The organism is Bombella sp. ESL0380 (assembly GCF_009725805.1).
GTDB lineage: Bacteria > Pseudomonadota > Alphaproteobacteria > Acetobacterales > Acetobacteraceae > Bombella > Bombella apis.
This window is the reverse complement of the sequence record NZ_WNIH01000003.1, coordinates 760,619-786,253: the sequence shown is the minus strand read 5'-3', so window position 1 is coordinate 786,253 and position 25,635 is coordinate 760,619. Positions and strand designations below refer to the sequence as shown.

18 protein-coding genes and 1 pseudogene are annotated in these 25,635 nt (G+C 59.2%); 3 read left to right on the top strand and 16 right to left on the bottom strand.

Annotated features, from left to right (window positions below):
• From GM608_RS04610 to GM608_RS04550, 13 genes and pseudogenes are all read right to left on the bottom strand, one after another.
• Window positions 1-1,304: pseudogene (locus tag GM608_RS04610) on the bottom strand (membrane-bound PQQ-dependent dehydrogenase, glucose/quinate/shikimate family); the annotation flags it as partial.
• A complete protein-coding gene (locus GM608_RS04605) occupies window positions 1,297-1,677 on the bottom strand; it encodes a glycerol dehydrogenase (protein WP_227431441.1) in 381 nt (126 codons plus the stop codon). The pseudogene GM608_RS04610 and the gene GM608_RS04605, both read right to left, overlap by 8 nt.
• Window positions 1,678-1,844: 167 nt before the next feature.
• Entirely contained in the window at window positions 1,845-4,049 is a 2,205-nt protein-coding gene (locus GM608_RS04600; RefSeq protein ID WP_333645102.1) for a pyrroloquinoline quinone-dependent dehydrogenase, read from the bottom strand.
• Window positions 4,042-4,422 carry a hypothetical protein gene (locus tag GM608_RS04595; protein WP_052349052.1) on the bottom strand — a complete coding sequence of 127 codons (381 nt, stop codon included), beginning with the start codon at window positions 4,420-4,422 and terminating at the stop codon, window positions 4,042-4,044. The genes GM608_RS04600 and GM608_RS04595 overlap by 8 nt, the downstream gene beginning before the upstream one ends.
• A 113-nt stretch (window positions 4,423-4,535) precedes the next feature.
• Window positions 4,536-4,883: a chorismate mutase gene (locus tag GM608_RS04590; RefSeq protein ID WP_249079626.1), complete on the bottom strand. Its 348-nt coding sequence runs from the start codon at window positions 4,881-4,883 to the stop codon at window positions 4,536-4,538.
• Entirely contained in the window at window positions 4,873-5,529 is a 657-nt protein-coding gene (locus tag GM608_RS04585; RefSeq protein ID WP_081563190.1) for a metallophosphoesterase, read from the bottom strand. Before GM608_RS04585 ends, GM608_RS04590 begins: the two co-directional genes overlap by 11 nt.
• 147 nt (window positions 5,530-5,676) lie before the next feature.
• Window positions 5,677-10,224, bottom strand: a complete 4,548-nt coding sequence (locus GM608_RS04580) for an AAA family ATPase (RefSeq protein WP_333645101.1) — start codon at window positions 10,222-10,224, stop codon at window positions 5,677-5,679.
• 46 nt (window positions 10,225-10,270) lie between these two features.
• Window positions 10,271-10,927, bottom strand: coding sequence for a thioredoxin domain-containing protein (locus GM608_RS04575; RefSeq protein WP_043560036.1), 657 nt, complete (start codon window positions 10,925-10,927; stop codon window positions 10,271-10,273).
• Window positions 10,928-11,014: 87 nt separating this feature from the next.
• Window positions 11,015-11,899 (bottom strand): hemolysin family protein, encoded by an 885-nt coding sequence (locus GM608_RS04570; RefSeq protein ID WP_081563187.1) that lies wholly within the window; start codon window positions 11,897-11,899, stop codon window positions 11,015-11,017.
• A gap of 57 nt (window positions 11,900-11,956) precedes the next feature.
• Window positions 11,957-12,448, bottom strand: a complete 492-nt coding sequence (ybeY, locus tag GM608_RS04565) for an rRNA maturation RNase YbeY (protein ID WP_081563186.1) — start codon at window positions 12,446-12,448, stop codon at window positions 11,957-11,959.
• The gene (locus GM608_RS04560; RefSeq protein WP_333645100.1) at window positions 12,417-13,520 is read right to left on the bottom strand and encodes a PhoH family protein; all 1,104 of its coding nucleotides are present in this window, start codon (window positions 13,518-13,520) and stop codon (window positions 12,417-12,419) included. The genes ybeY and GM608_RS04560 overlap by 32 nt, the downstream gene beginning before the upstream one ends.
• Window positions 13,517-14,902, bottom strand: coding sequence for a tRNA (N6-isopentenyl adenosine(37)-C2)-methylthiotransferase MiaB (gene miaB / locus GM608_RS04555; protein WP_081563185.1), 1,386 nt, complete (start codon window positions 14,900-14,902; stop codon window positions 13,517-13,519). Before miaB ends, GM608_RS04560 begins: the two co-directional genes overlap by 4 nt.
• 51 nt (window positions 14,903-14,953) lie before the next feature.
• On the bottom strand, window positions 14,954-15,913 hold the full coding sequence (locus tag GM608_RS04550) for a lysophospholipid acyltransferase family protein (RefSeq protein WP_333645099.1): 960 nt from the start codon (window positions 15,911-15,913) through the stop codon (window positions 14,954-14,956).
• Window positions 15,914-16,108: 195 nt separating this feature from the next.
• Between GM608_RS04550 and GM608_RS04545 the strand changes: the two genes are divergently transcribed.
• The 3 genes from GM608_RS04545 to GM608_RS04535 all read left to right on the top strand — a co-directional run bounded on the left by GM608_RS04545 (window position 16,109) and on the right by GM608_RS04535 (window position 23,153).
• On the top strand, window positions 16,109-18,214 hold the full coding sequence (locus GM608_RS04545; protein ID WP_333645098.1) for a BamA/TamA family outer membrane protein: 2,106 nt from the start codon (window positions 16,109-16,111) through the stop codon (window positions 18,212-18,214).
• Window positions 18,214-22,437, top strand: a complete 4,224-nt coding sequence (locus GM608_RS04540; protein ID WP_333645097.1) for a translocation/assembly module TamB domain-containing protein — start codon at window positions 18,214-18,216, stop codon at window positions 22,435-22,437. Before GM608_RS04545 ends, GM608_RS04540 begins: the two co-directional genes overlap by 1 nt.
• Window positions 22,438-22,508: 71 nt before the next feature.
• Window positions 22,509-23,153: a YceI family protein gene (locus tag GM608_RS04535; protein ID WP_043560048.1), complete on the top strand. Its 645-nt coding sequence runs from the start codon at window positions 22,509-22,511 to the stop codon at window positions 23,151-23,153.
• A gap of 48 nt (window positions 23,154-23,201) precedes the next feature.
• On the opposite strand, the gene GM608_RS04530 is transcribed toward GM608_RS04535, so the two are convergent.
• The 3 genes from GM608_RS04530 to GM608_RS04520 all read right to left on the bottom strand — a co-directional run bounded on the left by GM608_RS04530 (window position 23,202) and on the right by GM608_RS04520 (window position 25,617).
• On the bottom strand, window positions 23,202-24,002 hold the full coding sequence (locus GM608_RS04530; RefSeq protein WP_154981424.1) for an SDR family NAD(P)-dependent oxidoreductase: 801 nt from the start codon (window positions 24,000-24,002) through the stop codon (window positions 23,202-23,204).
• A gap of 78 nt (window positions 24,003-24,080) precedes the next feature.
• Entirely contained in the window at window positions 24,081-24,653 is a 573-nt protein-coding gene (locus GM608_RS04525) for a CarD family transcriptional regulator (protein WP_227431438.1), read from the bottom strand.
• A gap of 88 nt (window positions 24,654-24,741) precedes the next feature.
• Window positions 24,742-25,617, bottom strand: a complete 876-nt coding sequence (locus tag GM608_RS04520; protein ID WP_086431419.1) for a bestrophin family protein — start codon at window positions 25,615-25,617, stop codon at window positions 24,742-24,744.
• Window positions 25,618-25,635 lie beyond the last annotated feature (18 nt).

Here is a 25,635-nt window from a genome sequence, read left to right as displayed (position 1 = left end):
GGGAAGTCTGGCAGCGGCTTGCCTGTCCGACGGTCGAGGATGAAGGTCTGGCCCCGTTTTGTAGGCATGATGAGGGCCGGGATGATGCTTCCGTCATCGGCATGATAGTCGAACAGCGTTGCCTGGGAACCAATGTCGTAATCCCAGACATCCTTGTGGACGGTCTGGAAGACCCAACGGGGTTCACCCGTGCGGACATCAAGCGCCACCACGGCGGATGACACCTTGTTTTCCGCATCGCTGCGCATGGCGCTGTAATAGTCAGCCGAGGAATTGCCCATGGGGACATAGACCAGCCCCAGGGCATTGTCGCCCGTCATGGCCGTCCAGGAATTGGGTGTTCCACGGCTGTAATAATGGTCCTTGTCCGGCTGGTGGTGGTTGTCCGGATTATTGACATCCCAAGCCCAGAGGAACTTTCCACTTTCGGCATCATATCCCCGGATGACGCCTGATGGTGCCCAGCGGCGCTGACCGTCCAGCACTTCATGATTGACCACGATCACGCCATTGATGATGGGAACCGGACTGGTCACCCCAACAAAACGGGGCACGGACCAGCCCATGCCCTGCATGAGATTGACCTGCCCGCCATGGCCAAAGGCCTCGCACGGTTTGCCGTCTTCGGCATCAACGGCGATCATCCGGTTGTCCAGCGTGGCCTCAATGATACGGTTATGGCAGGTCTGCCCATCCGCTGCGGTGGATGACGTGTAGTAGGTGACGGATTTGCAGGCAGAGGTGAAGGGAATGGCATCGTAGCTTTCATGGGCATGGAAGTGCCATTTTTCCTGCCCCGTAGCGGCATCGACACGCATCATGTCATTCGTGGCGGAGCAGAGATACAGGGAATCACCCACCTTGATGGGGGCCGTTTCCGGCGCCAGTCGATTCAGTTTGCCTTTTGGTTGCAGGACTCCGGTATGGTAGACGAACGCCCGTTGCAGCCTGCTGACATTCTCCGGTGTGATCTGGGTCAGCGGGGAATAGCGTGTGGCCCGGTCGTCCCGCCCATAGGCAGGCCAGTCCTCAGCTTTGGGATTGGCACTCTCCTGAGGGACGGCCTGGGGAAGCTGGTCGATGGGGAGCTCATCAATATCCGGCAGGTTGGCGGCATTGACGCCTGTGGCCTGGGGTGTGTTGGGAGCAGGGGGATGATAGATGGTGGAAACCGTTTCCTCCGCAGGTGCCGTCTCGTGAGACGTGCTGGGGGAGGCGGCCTCCTGGGCTTTTACGGCGGATAGTGATGTGCCGAGGATGGTACCTCCCAGAAGGAGACCAAGAAGACGGACTTGATTACGCATCGGGAGTGACTTTCTGGTTGCGGAGGAGACGGGGAAGAAAAGCAGCGACCACGATGGCCAGCAGGGTGGGCCCGAAGAGGCGCGGCAGCCATCCCCAGAAATTGAAACCGACCTCGTAGATCGTCCAGGGAATTGTCAGGGCCCAGGCGAGAAGATAGGTCCAGGCACCCACAGGGCTCTGGCGGAAAAGATAGATGCCTGAGAGGCAGAGGAGCAGTCCGCAGAGGGTGTAATACCAGGACCCACCCAGCAGAATGAGCCATGAGCCGAAAATGACGAAATAAAGCCCGAAAAGCAGAATCAGCAGGGCAAATGCCCAGATGGCTATATCTGCGCCTTTGGGTTTTTCATTGGGATAAGAGAGAAAAGACACAGTTCCATCTCCAGTTGACCAGAAAATATCAGGAAACCATGGGGATACACGTTTCGGATAAAAACAGATTGACAAGATCAACCCATATATTTGGTCAGGGAACTCAGGTTGATACACTGGACATGCCGGTTACATGATTTTTTCATGCAACCGGCACGATCCCAAGGTTACTTGCTGTCTGCCTCTGGCAGAGCATAGACAACCAGCGCATCAGACACCGGGCTGCGCATGAAGTGATGCCCCCCGGCCATGATGGCGACATATTGCCGACCATTGACGGCATAGGTCATGGCGTTGGCCTGTCCCCCACCGGGCAGCACGTCAGTCCAGAGCGTCTTGCCTGTCTTGAGGTCAATGGCGTGTATCTGGTTGTCGGTCGATGCTCCGATGAAGGCGACACCGCCAGCGGTCATGACAGGACCGCCATTGTTGGGCGTACCGATTGTCAGCGGCAGGTGCGAGGCGATACCCCACGGGCCATTGGCACGGGCCGAACCAAGTGGCTTCTGCCACAGGACCTTGTGCGCTTTGAGGTCAATGGCGGTGACCATCCCGTAGGGTGGCACATTGCACATCATCTGGGTGAAGCTGTTCCAGTACGGGGTGACGACAATTCCATAGGGCGTCTGCGCCTGTGCCCCGTTACCTTCAGCCCCACCAGCGCCAGCTTTGAACTGGGGTGAATCAATGGGAATCAGCCCCATTTTGTCAGCTTTCTTGCGGCTGACGAGCTGGTCATACATGGGCAGGCTGCTCCAGTTGGCCAGCAGGATGCCCGTCTGCGGGTTATAGGAGATGCTGCCCCAGTCACTGCCCCCATTATAGCCGGGGTATTCCAGCCACGGCTGCTTGATGGTAGGCGGTGTGAACTCGCCGACATAATGGGCCCGACGGAATTTGATGCGGCAGGCCAGCTGGTCCAGTGGCGAGATGCCCCATGTGGCGGCTTCTGTCAGCTCCGGGAAGCCAAGACGGGGAACCCCGACAGACCACGGCTGCGTTGGAGCCCGTGGATCACCCTGAACGAAGCCCGGGCTGGGAGCCGGTTTTTCCACGACAGGGAAGTCTGGCAGCGGCTTGCCTGTCCGACGGTCGAGGATGAAGGTCTGGCCCCGTTTTGTAGGCATGATGAGGGCCGGGATGATGCTTCCGTCATCGGCATGATAGTCGAACAGCGTTGCCTGGGAACCAATGTCGTAATCCCAGACATCCTTGTGGACGGTCTGGAAGACCCAACGGGGTTCACCCGTGCGGACATCAAGCGCCACCACGGCGGATGACACCTTGTTTTCCGCATCGCTGCGCATGGCGCTGTAATAGTCAACCGCAGAGTTGCCTGTGGGCACATAGACCAGCCCCAGGGCATTGTCGCCCGTCATGGCCGCCCAGGAATTGGGTGTTCCACGGCTGTAATAATGGTCCTTGTCCGGCTGGTGGTGGTTGTCCGGATTATTGACATCCCAAGCCCAGAGGAACTTCCCGCTTTCGGCATCATATCCCCGGATGACGCCTGATGGTGCCCAGCGGCGCTGGCCATCAAGCACTTCATGATTGACGACGATCACGCCATTGACGATGGGCGGAGCTGTTGTCATGGCCACGAAACCGGGGACGGACCAGCCCATGCCCTGCATGAGATTGACCTGCCCGCCATGGCCAAAAGTCTCGCAGAGCTTGCCATCTTCGGCATCAACAGCAATCAGCCTGTTGTCCAGTGTCGATTCAATGATGCGGTGATGGCAGGGCTGCCCATCCGCTGCGGTGGATGATGTGTAGTAGGTGACGGATTTGCAGGCCGCCGTATAGGGAATGGCATCGTAGCTTTCATGGGCATGGAAGTGCCATTTTTCCTGCCCCGTAGCGGCATCGACACGCATCATGTCATTCGTGGCGGAGCAGAGATACAGGGAATCACCCACCTTGATCGGCGTGGTTTCTGCAGCCCACTTGTTGGCCTTCCCTTTGGGAGGGAGGCTGCCGGTATGGTAGATGAACGCCCGTTGCAGTCTGCTGACATTTTCCGGCGTGATCTGTGTCAGCGGGGAATAGCGTGTCGCCTGGTCATCACGCCCATAGGCAGGCCAGTCCTCAGCTTTGGGATTGGCACTCTCCTGAGGGACGGCCTGGGGGAGCTGGTCGATGGGGAGCTCATCAATATCCGGCAGGTTGGCGGCATTGACGCCTGTTGGCTGGGGGGTACCCGGCTCAGGGTCGTGGTAGATGCTGGAGCTCGTCTGCGCTTCGCTGTCATTGTCCGGGCCGGGGGTTTCCAGCGAGGGAGGAATCTGGGCATGGGCCACATGGACCGGGAGCGAGGTGCCAAGGATGGTGCCACCCAGAAGGATACCGAGAAGGTAAGACTGGTTACGCATTGTAGTGTTCCTTCTGGTTGCGGAGAAGGTGAGGCAGGCAGGCAACAACGGCAACCGCCAGCAGGGTGGGCCCGAAGAGGCGCGGCAACCATCCCCAGAAATTGAAACCGACCTCATAGATCGTCCAGGGAATTGTCAGGGCCCAAGCGAGAAGATAGCTCCATGCTCCTGTGGGGCTCTGGCGGAAGAGATAGATGCCGGAAATGCAGAGAAGGAGTCCGCAGGGGGTGTAATACCAGGACCCACCCAGCAGAATGAGCCATGAGCCGAAAATGACAAAATAAAGGCCGAAAAGCAGGATCAGAAGCGCCAGTGCGTAAGTCGCCAGGCTTGCCAATCCTTGCTTCGGTCTGGAGGATGATGATGGTGACACGACATTATCTCCAGTCTAGCAGAAACCATGTCGTAACTATGAGGCCATCCAGGATGGGAGAAAAATAGATAAATAAAGTTAATTTATATTTATGATAGGTAAAATGGATCAATCTATTCTTTATTCAGGTCGGGATTTTGTGGCGTATCCTGAAATTGTGCAGCAATAGCTTTATGATTGGCAATGACCTCCCCAACAAGAAAGGCAAAGAACTTTTTTGTGAAGTCAATGTCCAATCCGGCATCCTGGGCCAGAGCATGCAGGCGGGTCAGCTGCTCTTTCTCCCGGGCCGGGTCGCAGGCAGGGAGGTGGGAGGAGGCTTTTAGAGCCCCCACATCGGCTGTGCAGCGGAAACGTTCTGCCAGCATATAGATGAGGGCAGCATCGATATTGTCGATACGCTGGCGGAGAGCGGTCAGCTGACGGGTTGGATCAGGCAATGTGTCATTTTTAGAGGTCATTGAGGTCAATCCATGCGAGATGGCCGCCTTTGCCGGCGCCGAGATCCATGAAGATGGCTTTTCCTCCCAGCCGGCCAGTTCGGTGCAGTGGGCGGCCATCAAGGGACCGTCTGTCATGCCCGACATAAACGGTTATACCTTCTGGAATACGGTTGATCCAGCTCAGGCGTCGTTCTGGATACCCGTCCGGCTGGAGGCGGCTTGTCGTTTCTCCGAAGAGTGCCCGTGAAAGAGGGGCGGACATGTCGGCAAGCCCTGTCTGTGGCGGGGGGCCGGAGAGCATGGCCGTGTGGAACCCACCATGAACGAAGAGCATGTTGCCCAGCCTCTGCCATGCCGGTGCCTGAGCGACGGCTTTGAGGGAACGGTTAGCGAGGTCTTCGGCTGTGGAGGTCTGAATCTGTTTCAGGGTGGTTTCCAGCGGGAGGTCACGGCGCAGCCGCCGCCCCTCCAACGCTCGGCCCAACTTGCGGTCGTGATTGCCGAGAACGAACATGCCCCTGTGCGTCTCCAGCAGGTCCAGCATGGTTTCCAGCACGCCAGCACTGTCCGGCCCGTGATCGACGAGATCTCCCAGCTGGATGATGAAGCGCTTTGTGGCTATGGCATGGCGGAAAGCGTTGAGATCACCGTGCACGTCTCCCACAATGCGAAGACCATGCTCGCGAATGCGGGATAAAACCGATTCGTCAAGCCGTGGTTCTGAAAAGATAGGTCGATCGCTCACGGTTTTGTAAACTCAGCCTCCAGTTGCCTTAAAGGGCACTAATTGTCTGATGATAATGGGAGAAGGTCAACCATTTACCATGCGGATGCTTTCATCCAGATTGACAGAGAGCAGGCGGCTCACGCCCCGTTCCTGCATGGTGATCCCATAGAGACGGTCCATATGGGCCATAGTCAGCTGGTGATGGGTGATGACCAGAAAACGGGTGCCCGTTTCTTTGGTGATGTCACGGATGAGCGTGCAGAAGCGCTCCACATTGGCATCATCAAGGGGGGCATCAACCTCATCCAGAACGCAGATGGGAGCTGGCGTGCAGTGAAAGGCTGCAAAAATGAGCGAGAGGGCTGTGAGAGCCTGCTCTCCGCCGGAGAGAAGAGACAGGGTTGAGAGTTTCTTTCCGGGGGGCTGGGCAAATATTTCCAGCCCGGCCTCCAGCGGGTCGTCGCTGCCAACCATCTGGAGATGTGCCTTGCCTCCACCAAACATGCGGGTGAAGAGCTTCTGGAAATGCTCATTGATGTCCGCAAAGACGGCCATGAGGCGCTGTCGGCCTTCCCGGTTGATCGCCCCGACCCCGCCACGCAGGCGGGCAATGGCGGTTGAGAGGTCCTGATGCTCCCGGGCGATTCGTTCGGATTCTTTCTGGGCTGTCTGGAACTCGTCTTCGGCACAGAGATTGACCGGGCCCAGATCATCACGGCGCTTCAGGGCCCGTTTCAGGGCCTGCCGCAGGGCCTGTTCAGCATCGGCTGAAACAGTGTTCGGGGCTTCGGCATTGTCTGGCAGGGGGGAATCATGGCGCAGGAGAGCCAGAGCCTCTTCTGCCTGTTCGGCCCGTTCACCAAGCCGGATGGTGTCTTCACGGTAGCGGCTGCTGCCATCCTTGTGGTGGTCCAGCAGGGCCTGCTGGTCATGCAGGGTGGCTTCGGTCTGGGCCAGGTGGCTGGTGAAGACCTTCTCTTCTTCTTCCAGCGTTCTGAGCGTTTCCATATCCTGCTGGAGCTGCTCTTCATGGCGGGCAAGGCTGCAGTCTTCCGCCTGCTCCGGGGTGGCCGTCATCAGGGCTGCGTGGCGGTCCGTCAGGTCCTTGATGAGGGTCTGGAGCTGGGCATGCCGGTCGGCCTGTTTCTGGCTGTCCGTCAGCAGATGCCCGTGTCGTTCTTTTAGCAGGGAAAGAGTCTGCGACAGGGTGTTATGGTCTGCCCGGTGCTGCTGAAGGGCATCCGTGGTGCTGGTCAGCCCGGCCTTCGTCCGGTCGAGTTCTTCTTTCAGAATGGCGATGTCCGGCAGATCGGACTGATTTTTCTGGCAGGCTGCCTCATCAGTCAGGCGTTTTTCTAGAGTGGTTTTCAGGGTCTGGATCTGCTGCTGGAGGCTTTCCCGCCGGGCTTGCAGGCCAGCCAGAAGGCGGCTTCGCTCCTGAAGGGCCTGTTCCTGTCGTGTGGCCTCTTTGCGGACTGTTTCGGCCTTTTGTATGGCCTCCGCTGCGGCCTGTCGGGCATGATGGAGTGCGTCTTCTGCTGTTTTCAGAGCCGACTGAAGAGCTGGAAGGTCGATCTTTGCCTGTGTGTCCAGTACGGTCTGTTTCTGTCCGCTCAGCTCCCTGATGTCCTGCTCCAGCTGGTCGATGGTCTGTGTCCGTTCAGCGAGCTGTTTCTTCAGGGCATCGTTCCTGAACAGGGCCTGTTGTCGCTCGTTTTCAGCTTTCTGGTGTTGGGAGCGGGCCTCTTCAGAGGCCAGTCGGGCTGACTGTTCTTCATCCCGGATGGTCTGGAGGACTGCCGCAGCGTCGGAGACGGCCTTGTCTGAAACGGGAAGGGCCTTCAGCTCTGACTGTACCGCAGCAAGCTGTGACTTTGTCCGGTTCTGCTGTGCCTCATGGCCGGAGGCTTCCTGTTGGAGAAGGGAGATCTGCTCCTGCTGGAAGGCATGGCGTTCCGTAAGCCCTTCCAGCTGGTGCTTCTGCCGTGCCTGTTCGTCACGTTCGTTTTGGGCAGACTGGCGCTGTTCTGCCAGTGCCTGTGCCAGTGTTTCACACTGTGTGTGCAGTGTGTCGGCGGCAGCTTTCTGGACAGCGTGCTGCTGGTCGAGTGTCTGAATGGCGGCGGCGGTCTTCTTGAGGGCCTGTGCCTGTTGGAGGCGTACCATTTCTGCCGTGGGCGTGTTGGGCTGGCGGATGAAACCATCCCAGCGCCAGAGGCCCCCTTCTTTTGTGACGAGGGCCTGACCAGGCTGAAGATAGTGGTGGAGGGCAGGGCCGTCTTCAGTCTTTTCCAGCAGGAAAATGGCCCGGAAAGCCCGCTCAAGTGGAGCCGGTATATTGATAAGGGATGCCAGACTGGGCAGGGCCGCCAGTGCCTTGACTGCGGGTGTCTGTTTCCCAAGCGGGGGCAGAGGGCGCCATTGCCGTGGCGTATCAGTCAGGGGTTCTCCCTCAGGGGGGAGAGACGCTTCCAGCCCATCTGTCAGGGCGCTTGCAACGGCCCTGATGAGGGCATCCGGGATTTCCAGCTGTTCCAGTACGGGATGGGGGATGGCGAGGAGACTGCCTTGCAGGGTGCTTTGCAGCCCTTCATGCTCGCTCTGGTAACGCAGCCGGTCCGTTTCGATCTGTTGCAGGGCCTGCCGTGCCTCTTTTTCCTGTTCCAGAAGAGCATTGTGCTGTTCTTCGGTCTGGGTGATGGCTTCGAGGCGGGAGTTGATCTGCTTTGCCAGCATGTTGAGACGGGTCCGTGCGCCATCGAGCTCTTCGATGCTGATCGCACGGTCAAGGGCGTCCTTCAGAGCGGCCTGCGCTGCTGTGGAGCGTGCCTGCTGGTCTGCCAGCTGTTCGGTCAGGCGTTTGACGTCCTGTTGCAGAAATTCGCGGCGCTGCTGGCATTTTTCCAGCGCAGCCTGCTCGCTGAGCCAGAGCTGCTCTGCCTGTTCACGCTTCTGTATCAGACCTTTTTCAGCAAGGGCGGTCTGTTCTGCCAGTGTCCGTGTGGTCTGACAGGCTGCCTGAAACCGCTCTTCTGCGGTCTTGTCAAGCAGGCCGTGTCTGATTTCCTGCTTCTGGGTTCGTTCCGTTTCCAGACGGGACTGCTGCCTGGTCACTGCCTGGGTCAGTTCTTTTTCACGCTGTTGCAGCTGTTCAAGCCGGGTTCTGGCTTCATGCAGATCACGCTGTGTGCGGTCGGTGAGAAGTCTCTGTTCCTGAAAATGAGCTTCGGCCTCCCGGGCGTTGCGTTCGCAGCTGCTGGCTTCCTCCATGCTGGCGGAGACCTGCTGGCGCAGCTGATCAGCAATTGCTTCCCGGGTGCAGTCCTGTTCGATGGCCTGAAGTTCGATTTCCAGATGGCTGAGGTTTTCCCTGTCATCAGCAATCTGACGTGCCAGCTCCTGCTGGCGGCTCTGGAGCCGTTCATGCTGGAGTGTTCCATCCTGATAACGGGATGACAGCGCAGCATGGTCGGCCCGCTGGGTGGCTTCTGTCTGTTGCAGGGCCGTGATCGTCTCTTCCAGCGCAGGGAGCTTCGTGGCGGTGGCCCGTTGCTGGTCCATGATCTGTTCCAGTGCCAGCCGGGTCTGAGCCTGCTGTTCTTCCAGCTGGCTCAACTCTTTTTTCTGTCGGGCCAGATCATCTTCCAGCTGGGCCCGCTGTCTGGCATGGTCGGCCGAGGCCTGCTGCAGGTGCTGGAGGGCAGCTTCTGCTACGCCGACATGGATGCGGTACTGCTCCAGCCGCTGGCGGAGCGTGGCCAGAGCTTCGCTTTCCTGCTGGCGTTTTTCTGCCTGTAGTTCGACATGCTTTTTGGCATCCAGAAGAGCCTGCTCATTTCTGGCCAGGGCTTCTTTGGCTTTTTCCAGAGCAGCCCGGCGGCTCTGGACGAGCTCTTCGGCTCTGGCATGTTGAAGGATGAGCAGAGACCGTTCATGCTGGCGTATATCCTCTGATGCCTGCCGGTAGCGTCGGGCCTGTTCGGACTGGGTGGAGAGGCTGCTGAGCTGCTGGTCCAGCGTTCTGCGATGCTCTTCGGCCCGTTCCAGATTGCTTTCAGCCTGACGCAGTTTCAGCTCAGCGTCCCGGCGGCGGACATGCAGGCCGGTGATCCCGGCGGCTTCCTCCAGCAGGAGGCGACGCTCTTCCGGTTTGGCAGCGATGAGCTGGCTGACACGGTTCTGGCTGATGATGGATGAGCTGCGGGCACCGGAGGACAGGTCCGCAAAGATGGTCTGTACGTCTTTGGCCCGCATGATACGATTATTGATGCGGTAGGTGCTGCCCGCACCACGTTCTGCCTGACGGGAGACTTCCAGCTCTTCCGATTGCTGGAAGGGCGGCGGCGCAAGACCGGCAGCCGCACCAAGATGGAGGGTGACACGGGCCAGATTGCGGGCCGGGCGGCTGCCTGTCCCGGCAAAGATGAGGTCATCGCTCTCTCCACCACGTAGGGCACGGGCGGAGCTTTCCCCCATCGTCCAGCGCAGGGCCTCGACAATGTTGGACTTGCCGCAGCCATTGGGGCCGACAATGCCGGTCAGGCCCGGCAGGATGTCCAGATGGACCTCATCAGCAAAGCTTTTGAAGCCGACAATATCGAGGCGGGTCGTGATCGCCTTGTGCTGTGTCATTGAACCCCGTGTGGACTGTGGCGATGGAGGAAAGCGGAAGAGGGGATCAGGCCTTGCTGACGAGCTCGGCAAATTTCTCCACGGTCTCAGGGTCCTGAGCGAATGGTGTGCTGTTGAAGCGGAAGTAGGGTGTTCCCTTGATGTCGTAGGTCTGTCCGTCCTGCTGGGTCAGCTGATACAGTTCCTGCCCGAAGGTCATGTCCTTGCTGATCCTGTCGAATTCATCCGGGGCAATTCCGGCCAGGGCAGCCTCCTGCTTGAGATGGGCAACCGGGTCTCCACCAGAGAAGGCCCACTGCATCTGGCGGGAGAAGAGGGAGCTGATGAAGGGTAGGTAACGTTCTTCAGGCAGGGAGCGTGCCACCATGGCAGCAATCATGGCAACCTGATCCAGTGGGAAATCGTGGAACTGATAACGGATCTTCCCGGTATCGATGAACTGTTCCTTGACCTGGGGGAAGATGTCCGTCGCAAAATGGGCACAGTGGGTGCAGGTCAGGGAGAACCATTCCTGAACGAGCACGGGAGCCTTGGCATCACCGATGATGCGGGGAGAGAGGCGGGGGTCTTTCGGTGCGGCAGCCTGTGTCTGTGCCAGAGCGGGACTCTGGGCAAGGAGGGTGCCGGCAGTCAGCCCGGTTGCCAGCAGGGCAGAACCACTGGTCAGAAAATGACGGCGTGAAAATGGGTGGTGGGAGGTCATGACGGCTCCTTTGTTCTGGGGGAAAGGCTACGGTGCGGTATCGGTCAACGGTTCATCCTGCCATGAACGGCAAGAGAGGTGGTACCGTCAAGAGGATGGGCCGGTGGAGGGTGTCTGCCCGTCCGCCGTTTCCGGCTGCCGCCGCAGGTGGGCAGGGACACGCATCCGCAAGGTCAGGATATGCCGGGCATCGGAATCGATCACCCGGAACTCCAGCCCGCTGGGATGAACCAGCACTTCATCACGGGCCGGGACATGCTCGGCCAGATGGAAGACAAGACCACCGACAGTTTCGATTTCTGCCTCCCGTTCCTCCCGTGTCAGAACAGGGCCAAGGCGCTCTTCCAGCTCCTTGACGGGTAGCCGGGCATCAAGGTCGATCGTGCCATCGGGACGGTTGAACCATGGTGTGGTGACCGGCTCGTCATGTTCATCAGAGATGTCGCCAACAATGGTTTCGATGAGGTCTTCAATAGTCACAAGGCCATCGATGCTGCCATATTCATCAATGACAAGCGCCATGTGGGTACGGCGCTGACGCATCTGGAGCTGGAGGTCCAGCACCGGGATGCTGGGTGCGACGAGCAGAGGCTGGCGGAGAAGGGAACGCAGGTTGAAAGGTTCTTTCGTACCGATATGGGCGACAAGGTCCTTGACGTGGATCATCCCGACGATGTCATCCAGCTCATCATGGTAGACGGGCATTCGGGAGTGATTTTCCTCCCGCATCAGCCCCAGAGCCTCATCAAAGGAGAGATCATCCGACATGGCGATGATGTCGGCCCGGGGGATCATGACGTCATCAGCGGTGATGGTACGCAGGCGCAGTACGTTCATGATGAGCGCCCGTTCCTGCCTGTCCAGCTCGGGAGAGTCAGGATTGGTCTTCCCCAGACTGGCGGCTTCCCGGACGAGGTCAGCAATATGCTGCCTTATGGTCTTTGTGCGTGCCTTGCGGTGGAAAAGTTTCATCGGGTGCGGAACGTTCCTGTTTGCGGGCGGAAGAAAAATGTGACGGTTTTTCAGGGATCAGCGGCGGGAGTGAGGGCGTGGCCTCCATGGGTCGCCGAACCCCATCCGGCAGAGAATGAAAGTTTCCAGTCCTTCCATCTGCCGGGCTTCACCGGGATGATGATGGTCATGTCCGGCCAGATGGAGCAGGCCATGAACGATCAGATGTGCCGTATGGGCCCGGAGGCTCTTGCGGGCCTGTAACGCCTCCCGGTGCATGGTCTGGTAAGCAAGGATGATGTCTCCACCCAGCATGGGAGCAGGGGGCTCGAATGTCAGGACATTCGTTGGCTTGTTCTTGCTGCGGAACTGCGCATTGAGCCGCTGGATGTGGCGGTCGTCCGTAAAGACGAATGAAGGGCCCGGCCTGCCTTGAGGGAAGACATTCCCATAGCGCTGGGCCATCTGGCAGGATTGTCGGACAAGCCGCTCCACATCTCCCAATGCAGCCCGCCAGCGTGGATCAGAAACCAGAACCTCAGCGTGGGGAGTAACGGGGCGTTTCATCATCTGTCCGGTAAGAGTGGTAGGGGTTGGCCGCTGCATCGGCACCCTTCTGATCGTAGGCTTCGACGATGCGGGCGACAAGGGGGTGGCGGACAACATCGGCTGCCGTGAGCGGGCAGACAGCAATGCCTTTGACCCCTTCCAGCGTGGCCACGGCGTCCCGCAGGCCGGATGTCACACCACGCGGCAGGTCTATCTGGCTCAGGTCGCCCGTAATGGCCATGCGGGTACCAGCCCCCATGCGGGTCAGGAACATTTTCATCTGGGCAGGGGTGGTGTTCTGGGCCTCGTCAAGAATGACAAAGGCATGGGCCAGTGTCCGTCCCCGCATGAAGGCCAGTGGCGCCACTTCGATTTCTCCACTGGCCATGCGGCGTGAGACCTGGTCACCGGGCATCATGTCGTGGAGGGCATCGTAAAGGGGGCGCAGATAGGGGTCGATCTTTTCCCGCATGTCGCCGGGCAGGAACCCAAGTCTTTCTCCGGCTTCAACGGCAGGGCGGGAGAGGATGATGCGATCCACCTGTCCTGCCTGGAACATGGCAACGGCCTGTGCCACGGCCAGATAGGTCTTGCCTGTACCCGCAGGCCCAAGGCCGAAGACAAGCTCTTTGCTGGCCAGAGCCTTCATGTAGGCGCTCTGTCCGGGGGAGCGGGGAGCAATGGCTCCACGTTTTGTCTGGATATGCGGGAGATTGTCCAGTGAGGAAGCATCCATGGGTGGAGCAGTTTCTTCAGCTGTGGGGCGGCGTGGGCTGCGGCGATGGGATGGCAGGGCTGTCAGCCTGATGACGCCATCAACCTGGTCTCCATCCAGTGTCACGCCTTTGCCAGCCTGCTGGTAGAGCGCCTGGAGGACGGCCTGCGCCCGATTGACGGCATCCGTCTCTCCGGAAATGGCCACACGGTTGCCGCGGCAGACCAGTCTCGTGCCGGTTCCCTGTTCCAGCCGGATGAGGTGACGGTCATGGTCCCCGAGGACTTTCTGCAGGCGATGATTGTCCTCGAAGCGGAGTGTCGTCGTGCGGTGTCCTTCCTGACCGGAAGAAAAGGACGCTGGGGCGGAGCGGCTCAAATGGCTGTGCTTTCCTGTTCATGAAGGTGGCCACCAAGGGAATTGGTGAAGGGCGCTGTAATGCGAACCTTGACGATCTCGCCGATCAGGGAGGGGGAGCCCTCAAAATGGACAGGCTGAAGATAGGGTGATCGTCCGTTGAGTTGCCCCGGCTTGCGACCGTGGCCTGTGACGAGAACATCCTGAACCGTACCGACAAGGGAAGCATTGAATGCATCCTGCTGTTCTCGCAGAAGAGCCTGAAGGGCTGCAAGCCGTTTTTCCTTCACATTTTCAGCTACCTGGAAAGGCTGTCCAGCAGCAGGCGTGCCGGGGCGCTGGGAGTATTTGAAGCTGTAGGCACTGGCGAATCGTACATCTCGCACCAGCTGCATGGTGGCTTCAAAATCCTCATCTGTTTCGCCGGGGTGACCGACGATGAAGTCGGATGTCAGGGCTATGTCAGGACGGGCCTCTCTCAGACGTCTGATGATCTCCCGGTATTCATCAGCCGTATGGCCACGGTTCATGGCTTTCAGCACCTTGTCGGACCCGCTCTGGACTGGCAGGTGGAGGTACGGCATGAAAATGGGATTGCTCCGGTGGGCATCTATCAGTGCCTGCTCCATATCCCTGGGATGGGACGTTATGTAACGCAGACGTTTGAGCGCTGGAATCTTTTCATGCAGGAGGGCGGCCAGTTCCGGCAGGGAGGCCGTGCCGCCGTTCCAGTCGCCATGGAAGGCATTCACGTTCTGTCCCAGCAGGGTGATTTCCTTGACACCACTGGCGACGAGCCGTTCGGCTTCGGCCAGGATGGAGGCGACAGGGCGGCTTGTCTCGGCCCCGCGGGTGTAGGGGACCACGCAGAAGGAGCAGAATTTGTCACAGCCTTCCTGGATTGTGAGAAAAGCGGTCAGGTTGCCTTCATTCTGCGGGGCGGCTTCCTCCGGAAGGAGGTCGAATTTGGATTCAACGGGGAAATCCGTATCAATCACGCTGCCACCGGCACGGGCGATGCGGGCGACCATCTCCGGGAGGCGATGGTATGTCTGCGGGCCAAGCACGAGGTCCACATAGGGGGCCCGGGCCAGAAGCTCCTTGCCTTCTGCCTGTGCCACGCATCCTGCGACAGCGATGAGGGTCTCTTTCCCTTCCAGCTTGCGGGCCTCACGGATCTGGCGCAGCCGCCCCAGTTCCGAGAAGACCTTCTCGGCCGCCCGCTCACGGATATGGCAGGTATTGAGGATGATCATGTCCGCATTGTCGGGCAGGTCCACCGGGCTGTAACCCAACGGACGCAGAACATCCGCCATACGGGCACTGTCATAGACATTCATCTGACAGCCCCATGTGATGATGTGCAGGCCCCGTGATGGGGAGGTGGAAATCTGTTCTTGCATGATGATCGCAGTCTGTCCGTGAATCAGCGGGCTATGAAAGAAAGAAGCAGGTCATGAGCGGGTGGAAGGGGTGATATCCTGCAGACGGTTCTGCCGCAGGTCTTCGCTGCCCTGTTCGATGGCGGCCCGTGCAGCATTGGAGAGGGCCTTGCGGGACGGGTAATCCTCCGGCTTGATGGGAGGATGGAATACGATAGTGGCCCGCATGGAGCGCCACTTGCCAAGGCCCATCAGATGGGGGCCAAAATCCATGTCTCCGAACCACGAAAAGACGAAAGACCGTCTGTGCCGCCCTACGGGCAGGCCCTCCAGCTGGTCATAAGCCACCGTGACGGGCTGGATGATGCAGGAGGGGTGATCGTCAGTGGCCGGGTCACTGGGGCGGCGGACTGGTTTCGCAATGGCAAAGAGTGACGACATGAAAGGCAGCAGACCATTGCCTTTGGAGGTCGTACCCTCCGGGAAAAAGGCGATGTCATACCCTTTGCGCAGCTGGTTGATGACGTTTTCGACATCCTGTCCGGCTTCCTGCCGGTTGCGGTTGATGTAAATTGTCCGGCCAAGGAAGGTCAGATAGCCGATGACAGGCCAGTGGCGGACTTCCTGTTTGGCGATGAAGAAGGCCGGAAGAACTTTCCCCAACACCAGCACGTCCAGCCATGAGCAGTGGTTGGCCACGTAGATGACCCGTCGTCCATCAGCCCGTGGCGTGAGGGACCCCGCCCGCTCTCCGATCGTGCGGACTTTCAGGTTGAGGATGCGGCAGGCCACGCTCCAGAAAAAGAGAGGGAAGCGGCGGAACATTTTGCCGGGCATGAGCAGGCACGACCCCTGCCCGACGCACCCGGCAGCAGCCCAGGCCAGCAGGGCACCAGCCCGCAGGCGGGCCCGCAGACGGTCCGTGAATGTATCCTGCAAGGCACGGTTCTGCTCGGCAAAAAGACGGTCCGGGTCGAAAACCGGCCGATGGCTCTTTCGTTTTTTTGTTGGGTGAGGCTCTGCAACAGACATAGTCGTCTAGATAGGCATTTTATGGAAGAGAGACAATCTTTATCAGCAGGATAGGGCGATCTTCCTGTCGTGACAGTGAAGAATGCTTCATATGACAGAACAGAAACTTTTTTAGAACAGAACTGTCTGTCATAAGGGGCCGGAACAGCCAGTGTTCTGGAATATATGCCGGAACTGGTTGAATCAGCGGGAAAAATGACGAGTCATCATTTGGCAGGCAGGATGGGGAAACGGTCGGAGCGTATTGCAACGCTACTGTTGTGTGTGGTGGTGCTGGGGTGGGAGACCATGCCGGTATGGGGGGAGGACAGCATGCCTGTCGTGCACGAACTGGTGCGGCACGCCCTGCCTTACACGACAAAGATTGAACCGGTTGATGACAAGGCCGTCACGGATGGCATGGCGGCAGCGTCCCAGCTGGTCAGTCTTCAGGCTACACGCAGTGTTGGTCCATATGCTCTCGCTGGCCGGATAAGGGCTGATTATGAGCGGGTGCAGGGGGCGTTGCAGTCGCGTGGTTATTATGGCGGGCATGTGAGGATCAGTGTGGAGGCCGGAGGCAGGACCGTGGATGGCCGTGCGCCGGATCTGGCTGGTTTTCTGGCGTCCGTGCAGCCGGGAGAGGCGGTCACGATCCATCTGGGAGCTGTATTGGGGGAGCAGTTCACGGTTGGGCGGATCATCATTGTCGGGGAAGATGGTGATGGCCAGGGGACGGCTGGCAAGGCTGCGGATGGGAAACAGGGAAAGGCGGACCAGCCTTCCGTACGGCAGGTTCTTTCTCTCTCGGAGGGGGAGCGCAGCAGCCTAGGGCTGAAGGAGGGAGCCCCTGCTGTTGCAGAGGATGTGCTGGCCGTACAGGGCCGCCTGCTGACATATCTTCAGGAAGAAGGCTACGGGCTTTCCGACGTGCAGGCGCCTCAGGCCATCCTGCATCCGGAGCGGAAGCAGATCGATGTGCAGATCAGGATGAAGCGGGGCCCCAAACTGGTCATTGGCCCCATGACGCTGAAGGGGCTGGAGCGTGTGAAGCCGGATTATGTCCGACGCCGCATGTTGCTCAGGGAGGGGCAGCTGTATCAACCGTCCGTGCTGGAGCAGGCACGTCTCGATCTGGGGAGTACGGGGCTGTTTGCTTCGGTCATACAGAAGAATGGGGACAAGGTATTGCCCCTACCCAGTCAGAAACCTGCCCCCGGTGGGAAAAAGTCGGCTGGGAAGAAAATGGCGGAACAGCCTCTGCCTCCTGGAGTGGAGGGGGCGCTGCCAATCGATTTTGATTTCAGCGAAGGCAAACGACACCGTCTGACAGGTGATGTCGGTTATTCGACCGATCTTGGCGGGCGTGCCGGCGTTTCATGGCTGCACAGGAACCTGCTGGGCCGTGGTGAGCAGCTGCGTGTTGCTGCCATGGCCACGGGGCTGGGTGGAACAGCCCAGCAGGGCCTTGGCTATGACGGGTATGTGGATTTCATGAAGCCGGATTTCCTTCAGCGCAGCCAGTCGCTTGACCTCCGGATCGAAGCCATACGTCAGCTTCTTTATTCCTACCGGCAGACGGCTTTTCTGGTTCAGGGGCGTGTGGAACGCCCCTTGTGGAAGGATTTTTCTGGCAGTGTAGGCATGACGCTGGAGCAGGAACATATCCGCCAGTTTGGCAGGAAAGCGGAGTATTTCATTGCTTCTGTTCCCATCAAGCTGGATTATGACGGGACGCATCGCTCAAGCCCCATTGAACCGGCGACGCATGGTTTCCGTGTTTCGCTGGGTGTGACGCCATCTGTTTCCCTGGAGCACAAGACCTCGTTCTTCATTCCCATGAACATGCAGGCTTCCACCTATTTCGATCTGGCGCGTCTGGGGCTGACCAGGCCCGGCTCCAGCGTCATTGCCATGCGTGTCATGATAGGGTCGATCCAGGGGGCTTCCACCTGGAATCTTCCGCCGGATCAGCGTCTGTATGCGGGAGGGCCGGGGTCCATCCGTGGTTTCCGCTATCAGGGGGTCGGGCCTCAGTATGGAACGACCAAATATGCCATAGGCGGGACGAGCATGGATGCCGGGACAGTGGAGTTCCGGCAGCGTCTGCCAAAGAATTTCGGTCTGGCGGCCTTTGTGGATGCAGGCCAGGTCAGTGGCAATTCCATGCCTGGTCATGGGAGACTGCGTGTCGGTTGTGGCGGGGGTGTCCGGTACTTCACGCCGATCGGCCCTGTTCGTGTGGATGTGGCCATGCCGATCAACCGGCCGAACCGTGGTGACAAGTGGGAACTCTATCTGGGCCTTGGGGAGACTTTCTGATGCTGGCGCTGGGACGCAGGATTCTCCGTTACGCCGTCGTCTTTCTGGGATGTGTGTGCCTGCTGGTGGCCGTGCTGCTTGTGGGTATCAATCTGCCACCGGCAAAACGGTTCGTGGAGCAGAAATTGCCAGAGTGGTCAGGCGGCATGGTTCAGGTCGAGGGGATGGAAGGGATTCTGCCCTGGCATCTGGCGCTGTCTCATGTGGTTCTGCGGGACCCGCAGGGCATATGGCTGGAAGGGCGGAATGCGGACCTCCGGCTCGGCCTGTTGTCCCTGCTGCACAAACAGGTCCATGTGCGGCACCTCTCTGCGGAGCAGCTGGCCTATGTCCGCAATCCTGCTTTCCCACCGGACCCGAAGGCGCAGGAAAAACCTTCAACTGGTCTGCCAGACTGGGGGGTGCGGGTCGATCATCTGGGCCTTTCCCTGCTGACAGTCGGGCCGACTGTGTTCGGGCAGGCGGCCAGTCTGAAGATTGAAGGCAAGGTCCGGCTGGAAAGCCTCAGTGCGCTGACCCGTATGCCTTCATTCAAGAAAATGCCGGCCCTACGGCTCTGGGTGAAGGCAGAGCGTCTCGACAGGCCGGCCCATCTTCTGGTTGATCTGCAAACCTGGCGGCACAGGACACATGGCCAGCTGCATTATGATGAAGATGCTCAGGGATTTGCAGCCTCGCCGGGCGGGCTGGCCGTGTTTGATCCTCTTTCGGTTGATCTCTCCCTGCATGGGCCTTACAGGGCACTGGCCGTAAAGCTGGATGTCCGGGCTGCTACCCAGCAGGACAGCCCCCTGACGGCCCTGCTGAAAGGTCGTCTCGACCTTGTCCATCTGAAGAATGACCTGACACTGGATGTCCATGCGCCGCCCATGACGGTTCTGCCCGGTATGGGGTGGGAGAAACTTGATCTGGCTGCCGCTCTGGATGGCGCCATGCTGGACCCTCATGGCACTATCCGGCTTGATGGCGTGAATCTGATGGCAGCAGGAGCCGGGGCAGGGCATCTGCATCTCCAGCTTGATGGGCAGGGAGGTGGCCTGCAGGCCCTTCTGGCACGGGATGCCATGACGTTCAGGAAGGTCATCAGAGGGCAGAACAGGGAAAGCAGGCTTTCCCTGTCCGCACGTTTTGATGGTGTCCGGGTACCTGGAAAAGCCCCAGCCATGCTGGCGGAGGCTCCGCTGGTTCTTGCAGCAACAGTGCAGCCCTATCGGGTGGACAGGCCCTATGAGGTGCATCTGGAACATGATGCGGTACGGCTGAATGTTACGGGAACGATGACTTCGGTTCTGGACGGACACATGCAGCTGGATGTGGGTCGGTTGCCGGAACTTGCTGCTCTGCTCGGCCAGAAGCTGGCCGGATCGTTCCATGCTGGTGGGGCCTTCAGCGTTCCTCTGGGGGCACCGGGCAACATGACGGCCCGTCTGGAGGGGCATTTTGGCCTGAAGGAAGGCCCGGCACAGGCAGTGGCCCTGATCGGAGATCAGGGAGCCTTGCGTCTTCAGGCGAAGCGGGACAGGGCGGGTCTGCTCCAGCTGGACCAGCTCTTTCTGGGAGGGAAAGCGTTCCGGCTGGAAGGGAAAGGCCAGCTGGACCCACAGCAGGTAGTGTCTGCCTCGCTCAGGTTGGCCCTGTCTGATCTGTCCGCATTGCATGAGGCCCTGCGGGGGCAGGCCACGCTGGAGACCAGAGTGGAAGGATCGGTGACGGACCTTGCCACACAGGCCCATCTGGCAGGAATGCTGGGGGTTGTGCATCCTGGTGTTTCCCTGCCCATGGCGCCGGTGGATCTCCATCTGGACCTGGCCCATCTTCCCTCCCGGCCGCAGGGGACAGTGCAGATGCAGGGCACGCTGGACCGTGCGCCCCTGAAGCTGCACATGACGTTTGCCCGCAAGGACGATGGCGAGGTCGTGGCCGACCTTGATACTCTGGCGTGGAAGGATCTTCAGGGGCGGGCCGCCCTGGCTCTGCCGACCGGGCAGCGCATCCCGTGGGGTGATGTGGAGTTGAGGATCGCCCGGCTGGATGGTTTCAGCCGTCTTCTGGGGCGGCCAATGGCCGGGCATCTCCAGCTGGGTCTGCATACGGTACCGGGGGTGGAGAAAGGGCTTGCGGGAGCTCCAGCGCCTGACCGCCTGACTCTGGCGCTGGATGGCCAGTTTCATACGAATGGCTATGCCGTGAAAATGGCGAGCCTGAAGGGTGAGCTTCAGCATCTTCAGGAAGACCCGGTGGCGGACATGTCTTTCCAGCTTTCTGGTCTGCAGGTCAATGACATGACGGGTAGCCTGAAGATGCGGGTGAAAGGACCACAGACAGCCTTGGGGATTCAGGCTGATGGTCTTTTTGAGCATGTCATGCAAGCTCCGGCCCGTTTTGGGCTTCTGGCGCAGGCTGACATTCCGGGGCAGGCCGTGAAGCTGGGCAGACTGTCTGCTGTTCTGAAAGGTGAAACCCTTCGTCTCCTGCGGCCGGTGACTGTGCATTACGGGCCAACCATGGCAGTTGACCACCTGACTCTTGAAGTCCAGCCTCCTCATGGTGTTGCCGCACGGGTAATGCTGAATGGTAGTCTCAAGCCAGAGATGGCTCTTGAAGCCAGCCTGGAGCATGTCACACCTGCCCTAGCAGAGCCATTTGTTCCGTCTCTTCATGCCGCAGGTGAATTCGCTGCTTCAGCGAGATTGAAGGGCAGTCTGGCAGCTCCAGCGGGCCGGATTACGCTGGATGGGACAGACCTGCGCCTGATGAGTGAGCCGACGGCGTCCTTCCCGGCGGGACGACTGCATGTTCAGGCTGATCTGAATGGGAAACAGGCCCAGCTGCGGACGGAGCTGCGTGCCGGTGAGCCGATGGCCCTGCTGGTGACAGGCCGTGTGCCGCTGTCGCCAGCAGGGGATATGGACCTTGCTGCAAAAGGGCGGCTGGTCCTGTCGGTTGCCAATGCGTTTCTGGGGACGGATGGCATGGCGGCCGGTGGGCAGATGAGCCTCGACCTTGGCATCAGAGGTCCCATGAAGCAGCCCAGCATCGATGGGAGTGTGCAGCTGCATGGTGGTTCGTTCGACCATTATGCTCAGGGGGTGCATCTTCAGGCCATTGATGCCGTGCTCATGGCTCATGGGGATACGCTGGTTCTGGATCATGTCACGGCCCGGGCGGGGCGGGGAACATTGGGGATGAAGGGGCAGGTGGGTGTCCTGCGGCCTGGTCTGCCGGTTGACCTAGAGTTCCTCATGGAGAAGGCCCAGCCGATACAGAGTGACATGTTGACGGAGCTTATCAACAGTCATCTGCATATTCATGGTCAGGCTACGACCAGGCTTGATGTCGAGGGTGACATCACGGTGCCGGAGGCTTCGATCACCCTGCCTGATTCCATGCCGGCTTCGGTGCCGCAACTGGAGATCATCACGCCGGAAGAGGCCAGGGAGGCTCCCCGACCGGAGCCGAAACTGGTCGTGGGGCTGAATATTGATTTCATCTCTCCTGGCAGACTGTTCGTCAGGGGGCATGGCCTGTTTGCCGAGATGCAGGGCAAGCTGCACATAGGTGGTGTGAGTACGGCACCCCTGCTGACAGGCGGGATCAATCTGAAGAGGGGCAATTTCAACCTGGCGGGGATCAATCTCAATTTCACACATGGGCAGGTTGGCTTTACTGGCGGTGGTGCGGCCCACCGGCTTGATCCGACAATCGATTTCAGAGCGGACCGCAACGCCAATGGGACTCTGGCAAGCCTGCTCGTGCGTGGTTATGCGAGTGATCCGAAGATTGATTTTGTCTCCAATCCGAGCCGTCCGCGTGATGAGGTCCTCTCCATCCTGCTTTTCGGGACGGACAGAAACTCTCTTTCTTCAACTCAGCTGGCATCTCTGGGGTTGGCGATCGTGCAGATTGGTGGTGGCTCTGCTTTTGACCCGATGGGCAAGGTCCGCAGCACGCTGGGGCTGGACCATCTGGCCATTGGTGGGGGCAACAGCGTGGGCAAGGGGGCTGCCAGTGTGGAGGCAGGCAAATATGTGATGAAGGGTGTCTATGTCGGTGCCAAGGAAGGTCTGTCCGGCAAGGGGGCGCAGGCGCAGGTCAAGGTTGATCTGACAAAACGGTTGCAGCTGAACACGACAGTCGGCACTGGTGGACAGGTGACAGGCTTTACAACTCCGGAGAATGATCCGGGCTCCAGCGTCGGGCTCTCCTATGGGATAGATTATTAGAGCCTGCTCCTGTAGAGAAAAGAGGCAGAGGCTTCAGTCTGCCACACGTTTTTACAGGGGAAGGACCTGCCATGCGTTTCTCATTACGGTCTGTTTTTACGGCCATTGCTCTTTCCTGCTCGGTTCCGGCAGTGGCGTCTGCACAGGTCGTGACGGATGCATCCCAGATCCAGCCGGGATATTACAGGGTCGAGCCCCAGCATACGCAGGTCAGCTTTACCGTGCTGCATTTCGGTTTTTCCGTGTTTGAAGGGCTTTTCTCCGGGGCTTCTGGTGTGCTTCGGCTGGATCCCCGCCAGCCGGAAGCCTCCAGCCTTTCCGTTTCCGTGCCGGTGTCTTCCGTCCTGACGACAAACAGCAAACTGATGGAGGAGCTGAAAGGGAGCGAATGGCTGGCGGCGGGCCAGTTTCCCAAGGCTGAGTTTGTTTCTGTCAGTGTCAAACAGACGGGACCGAATGACGCCCTCGTATCGGGCAACCTGACACTGCACGGCATCACGCATCCTGAGACGCTGCGTGTTCATTTCCTTGGGGCGGGCGTCAATATGCTCGACAAGAAATATACGGTCGGTTTTGATGCGACAGCGACCATCAGACGCAGCGATTTTGGCGTCAGGATGTTCATTCCGTATGTCAGCGATGAAGTTGAGTTGAGGATCGCTGCCGCTTTTGAACGGCAGGACGTGGCCGTTCCAGCAGGATCGGATGACAGGTGAAAGGCAGACGGCCCCGGCGGAACATCTGCGCCGGAGCCGTCTCTGGTCTTATGATGACCAGTTGTGTTCAAAATCTCCATAAAGGGTCAGGCCACCATCGACATAGAGTGTCTGGCCCGTGATGTAGCTGCTTTCCTCAGAGGCAAGGAAGCCCATGGCCGTAGCGATTTCGTCGCTGTTGCCGGGACGTTTCATAGGGATGTGGCTGGCAACTGCTTCATACTGCTTGGGATCGTTCACCCAGGCATCGTTGATCGGCGTAACGATGGCGCCGGGTGCGACGATGTTGAACCGTATTCCACGGGAGGCATATTCCAGAGCCAGGGTACGGACGATGTTGCCCACGGCACCTTTGGAAGCTGAATAGCCCAGATAATGAGGCTTGGGGATCAGCTGGTGAACGGAGGAGTTAACAACGGTTCGCCCCTTCACGCCGGTTTTCAGCCAATAGCGCAGGGCCGCACGGCAACAGAGCATGACGCCTGTCACGTTCACGGCCATGACACCTTCAAAATCGGCCAGTTTTACGTCTTCGGAGGGAGAGGGAATCTGATAGCCTGCATTGCAGATGAGGATATCAAGGCCCCCCATGCCTTCAATGCTCTTTTGGAACACGCCTTCGACAGCTTCTTCACTGGAGATGTCACCGGCAGCGATGACATGCTCGCCGCCAGCCACTTTTGGGAGGGTTTCCAGAACGGTCCGCAGCTTATCTTCCTTGCGTCCGTTAATGGCTACCTGTGCCCCGTGTCTGGCGAAATACTGCGCGGCAGCCTCACCGATTCCCTGGGAGGCGCCGGTAATCAGGACCTTCTGCCCTGCAAAACGCTTTGATGAAGTTGTGGACATAACCTCTAACCTTTCCCGTCAGGGTTCTGGAGGAAGCACCCCTCCCGGAGAGACAGGTCTGAGGGAGGGGATGAGGGATCAGGCGTTCTTCATGGTCTGGGTCAGATCTTCAAGAACCTTGGCCGGATCCTTGTTCTCAAGTACAGCCAGCTCGGCGACGAAACGTTCCTGAGCGGCTTCGAAAAGTTTACGTTCGGAAAAGCTGCCGTCAAGGCTGTCCACATTGCGGCGCAGGTCACGCAGAACCTCCGCAATCTGGACAAGATCACCGGAGTTGATCTTTTCCTGGTAGGCCACGGCGCGGCGGGCCCACATGCCACGGCTGACATGCGGCTTGCCCTTGATGACGGACATGGCCTTGTCCACGATCTCGCGCGTGGCGATCTTGCGCAGGCCGGATTTGCGGGCCTTGGCAAGCGGGATACGCAGTGTCATCTGGTTGCCGGGGAAAGAAATCTGGATCATTTCGATCTTCGTGTCGGCGATCTCTTCTTCACCGATACGGTCAACCCGGCCTACGCCGTGGGCGGCGTAAACGATGGCATCACCCTCGCGGAAAGGATTCTTTTCCTGCTCTGGGTCTTTCTGACGGGCAGTGTGCTCGGCGGCGGCGCGGGCCATCTCGTCAGTAACACCACCCTTCTGGGACATTCTGAAGCTGTTGTTCATGGCGGGGAGGATAGCAGAAAAACGGGAATATGTCTTGCAGAACCTGAAACTGGTCTTCCATGGTTGTCTGTCATGGCATCTGCCCGAAGCGGGGCTGTGGCAATGGATGATATTCCATGCCCAGTGGCTGGAGCAGGTCCCGCTCGATCGTGCGGCTCATTGTCAGCATGGGCAGGGAATGGGGGCTGACCTTGAAAGGCTCCTGAAGGTTCTGCCCGCTTCGGTCCAGCATCTGGAAGAGCACGCCAATGATGCTGGAGCCCAGCGGGGTGATCCAGCCCAGGGTCTGCACGGCGGACAGGGGCAGCAGGATGCAGAAGAGATGCGTGATGACTTTTGGCAGAAGTGAGTACTGCACGGGCAGGGGCGTGTTGCGGATGCGTTCCAGTCCGCCCTGGGCATTGGCGAGGTCGGAGAGGATACGGTCCACCGTACCATGTACGGCTCCGTCTATGTGCCGTTCCTCAACCAGGGTACGGACCTTCTGGCCGATTCTGTAAAGCAGGGCATTGGCCGGATTTGTGCAGGAGAAGACAAACCGGTAGGTGTCCGCATCCAGCAGGCCCTGGATGGCGCTGTCCGGCTCGTTGCCGCTCAGTGAGGATTTCAGGATATAGGGATAGGCTGCCATGGCCCGGGCCAGGCTGGGCTGCCCTCCGAGCAGGGACTCCAGTTCTCGCCCGAAAGAGCGGCAGTTGTTGGTGATGGCGCCCCACAGGGTGCGGGCTTCCCACCAGCGGGCATAGGCGGCGTTGTTGCGGATTCCCAGAAAAATGGCCAGGGCTGACCCCATGAGAGAAAAGGGAAGGGCGGGCTGTTCCATCCATTCCTGATGGAATATCTGGAACAGGATGACCACCACGCAGTCCCATCCTGTGAGGATGACCAGAGGGGGGAGTATCTCCCGGAAGAGTATGGAAAGTCCGTAGCGGCGTTTGATGATCAAGGTGGCAGATTCCTCACA

Excerpts from the sequence above, each read along its gene's own strand:
- GM608_RS04590 (WP_249079626.1), bottom strand. The coding sequence starts at position 4,883 with ATGACCTCTAAAAATGACACATTGCCTGATCCAACCCGTCAGCTGACC.
- GM608_RS04535 (WP_043560048.1), top strand. The coding sequence starts at position 22,509 with ATGCGTTTCTCATTACGGTCTGTTTTTACGGCCATTGCTCTTTCCTGC.
- GM608_RS04570 (WP_081563187.1), bottom strand. The coding sequence starts at position 11,899 with ATGAAACTTTTCCACCGCAAGGCACGCACAAAGACCATAAGGCAGCAT.
- GM608_RS04575 (WP_043560036.1), bottom strand. The coding sequence starts at position 10,927 with ATGACCTCCCACCACCCATTTTCACGCCGTCATTTTCTGACCAGTGGT.
- GM608_RS04530 (WP_154981424.1), bottom strand. The coding sequence starts at position 24,002 with ATGTCCACAACTTCATCAAAGCGTTTTGCAGGGCAGAAGGTCCTGATT.
- GM608_RS04550 (WP_333645099.1), bottom strand. The coding sequence starts at position 15,913 with ATGTCTGTTGCAGAGCCTCACCCAACAAAAAAACGAAAGAGCCATCGG.
- GM608_RS04545 (WP_333645098.1), top strand. The coding sequence starts at position 16,109 with ATGACGAGTCATCATTTGGCAGGCAGGATGGGGAAACGGTCGGAGCGT.
- miaB (WP_081563185.1), bottom strand. The coding sequence starts at position 14,902 with ATGCAAGAACAGATTTCCACCTCCCCATCACGGGGCCTGCACATCATC.
- GM608_RS04525 (WP_227431438.1), bottom strand. The coding sequence starts at position 24,653 with ATGTCCCAGAAGGGTGGTGTTACTGACGAGATGGCCCGCGCCGCCGCC.
- GM608_RS04580 (WP_333645101.1), bottom strand. The coding sequence starts at position 10,224 with ATGACACAGCACAAGGCGATCACGACCCGCCTCGATATTGTCGGCTTC.
- ybeY (WP_081563186.1), bottom strand. The coding sequence starts at position 12,448 with ATGATGAAACGCCCCGTTACTCCCCACGCTGAGGTTCTGGTTTCTGAT.
- GM608_RS04600 (WP_333645102.1), bottom strand. The coding sequence starts at position 4,049 with ATGCGTAACCAGTCTTACCTTCTCGGTATCCTTCTGGGTGGCACCATC.
- GM608_RS04540 (WP_333645097.1), top strand. The coding sequence starts at position 18,214 with ATGCTGGCGCTGGGACGCAGGATTCTCCGTTACGCCGTCGTCTTTCTG.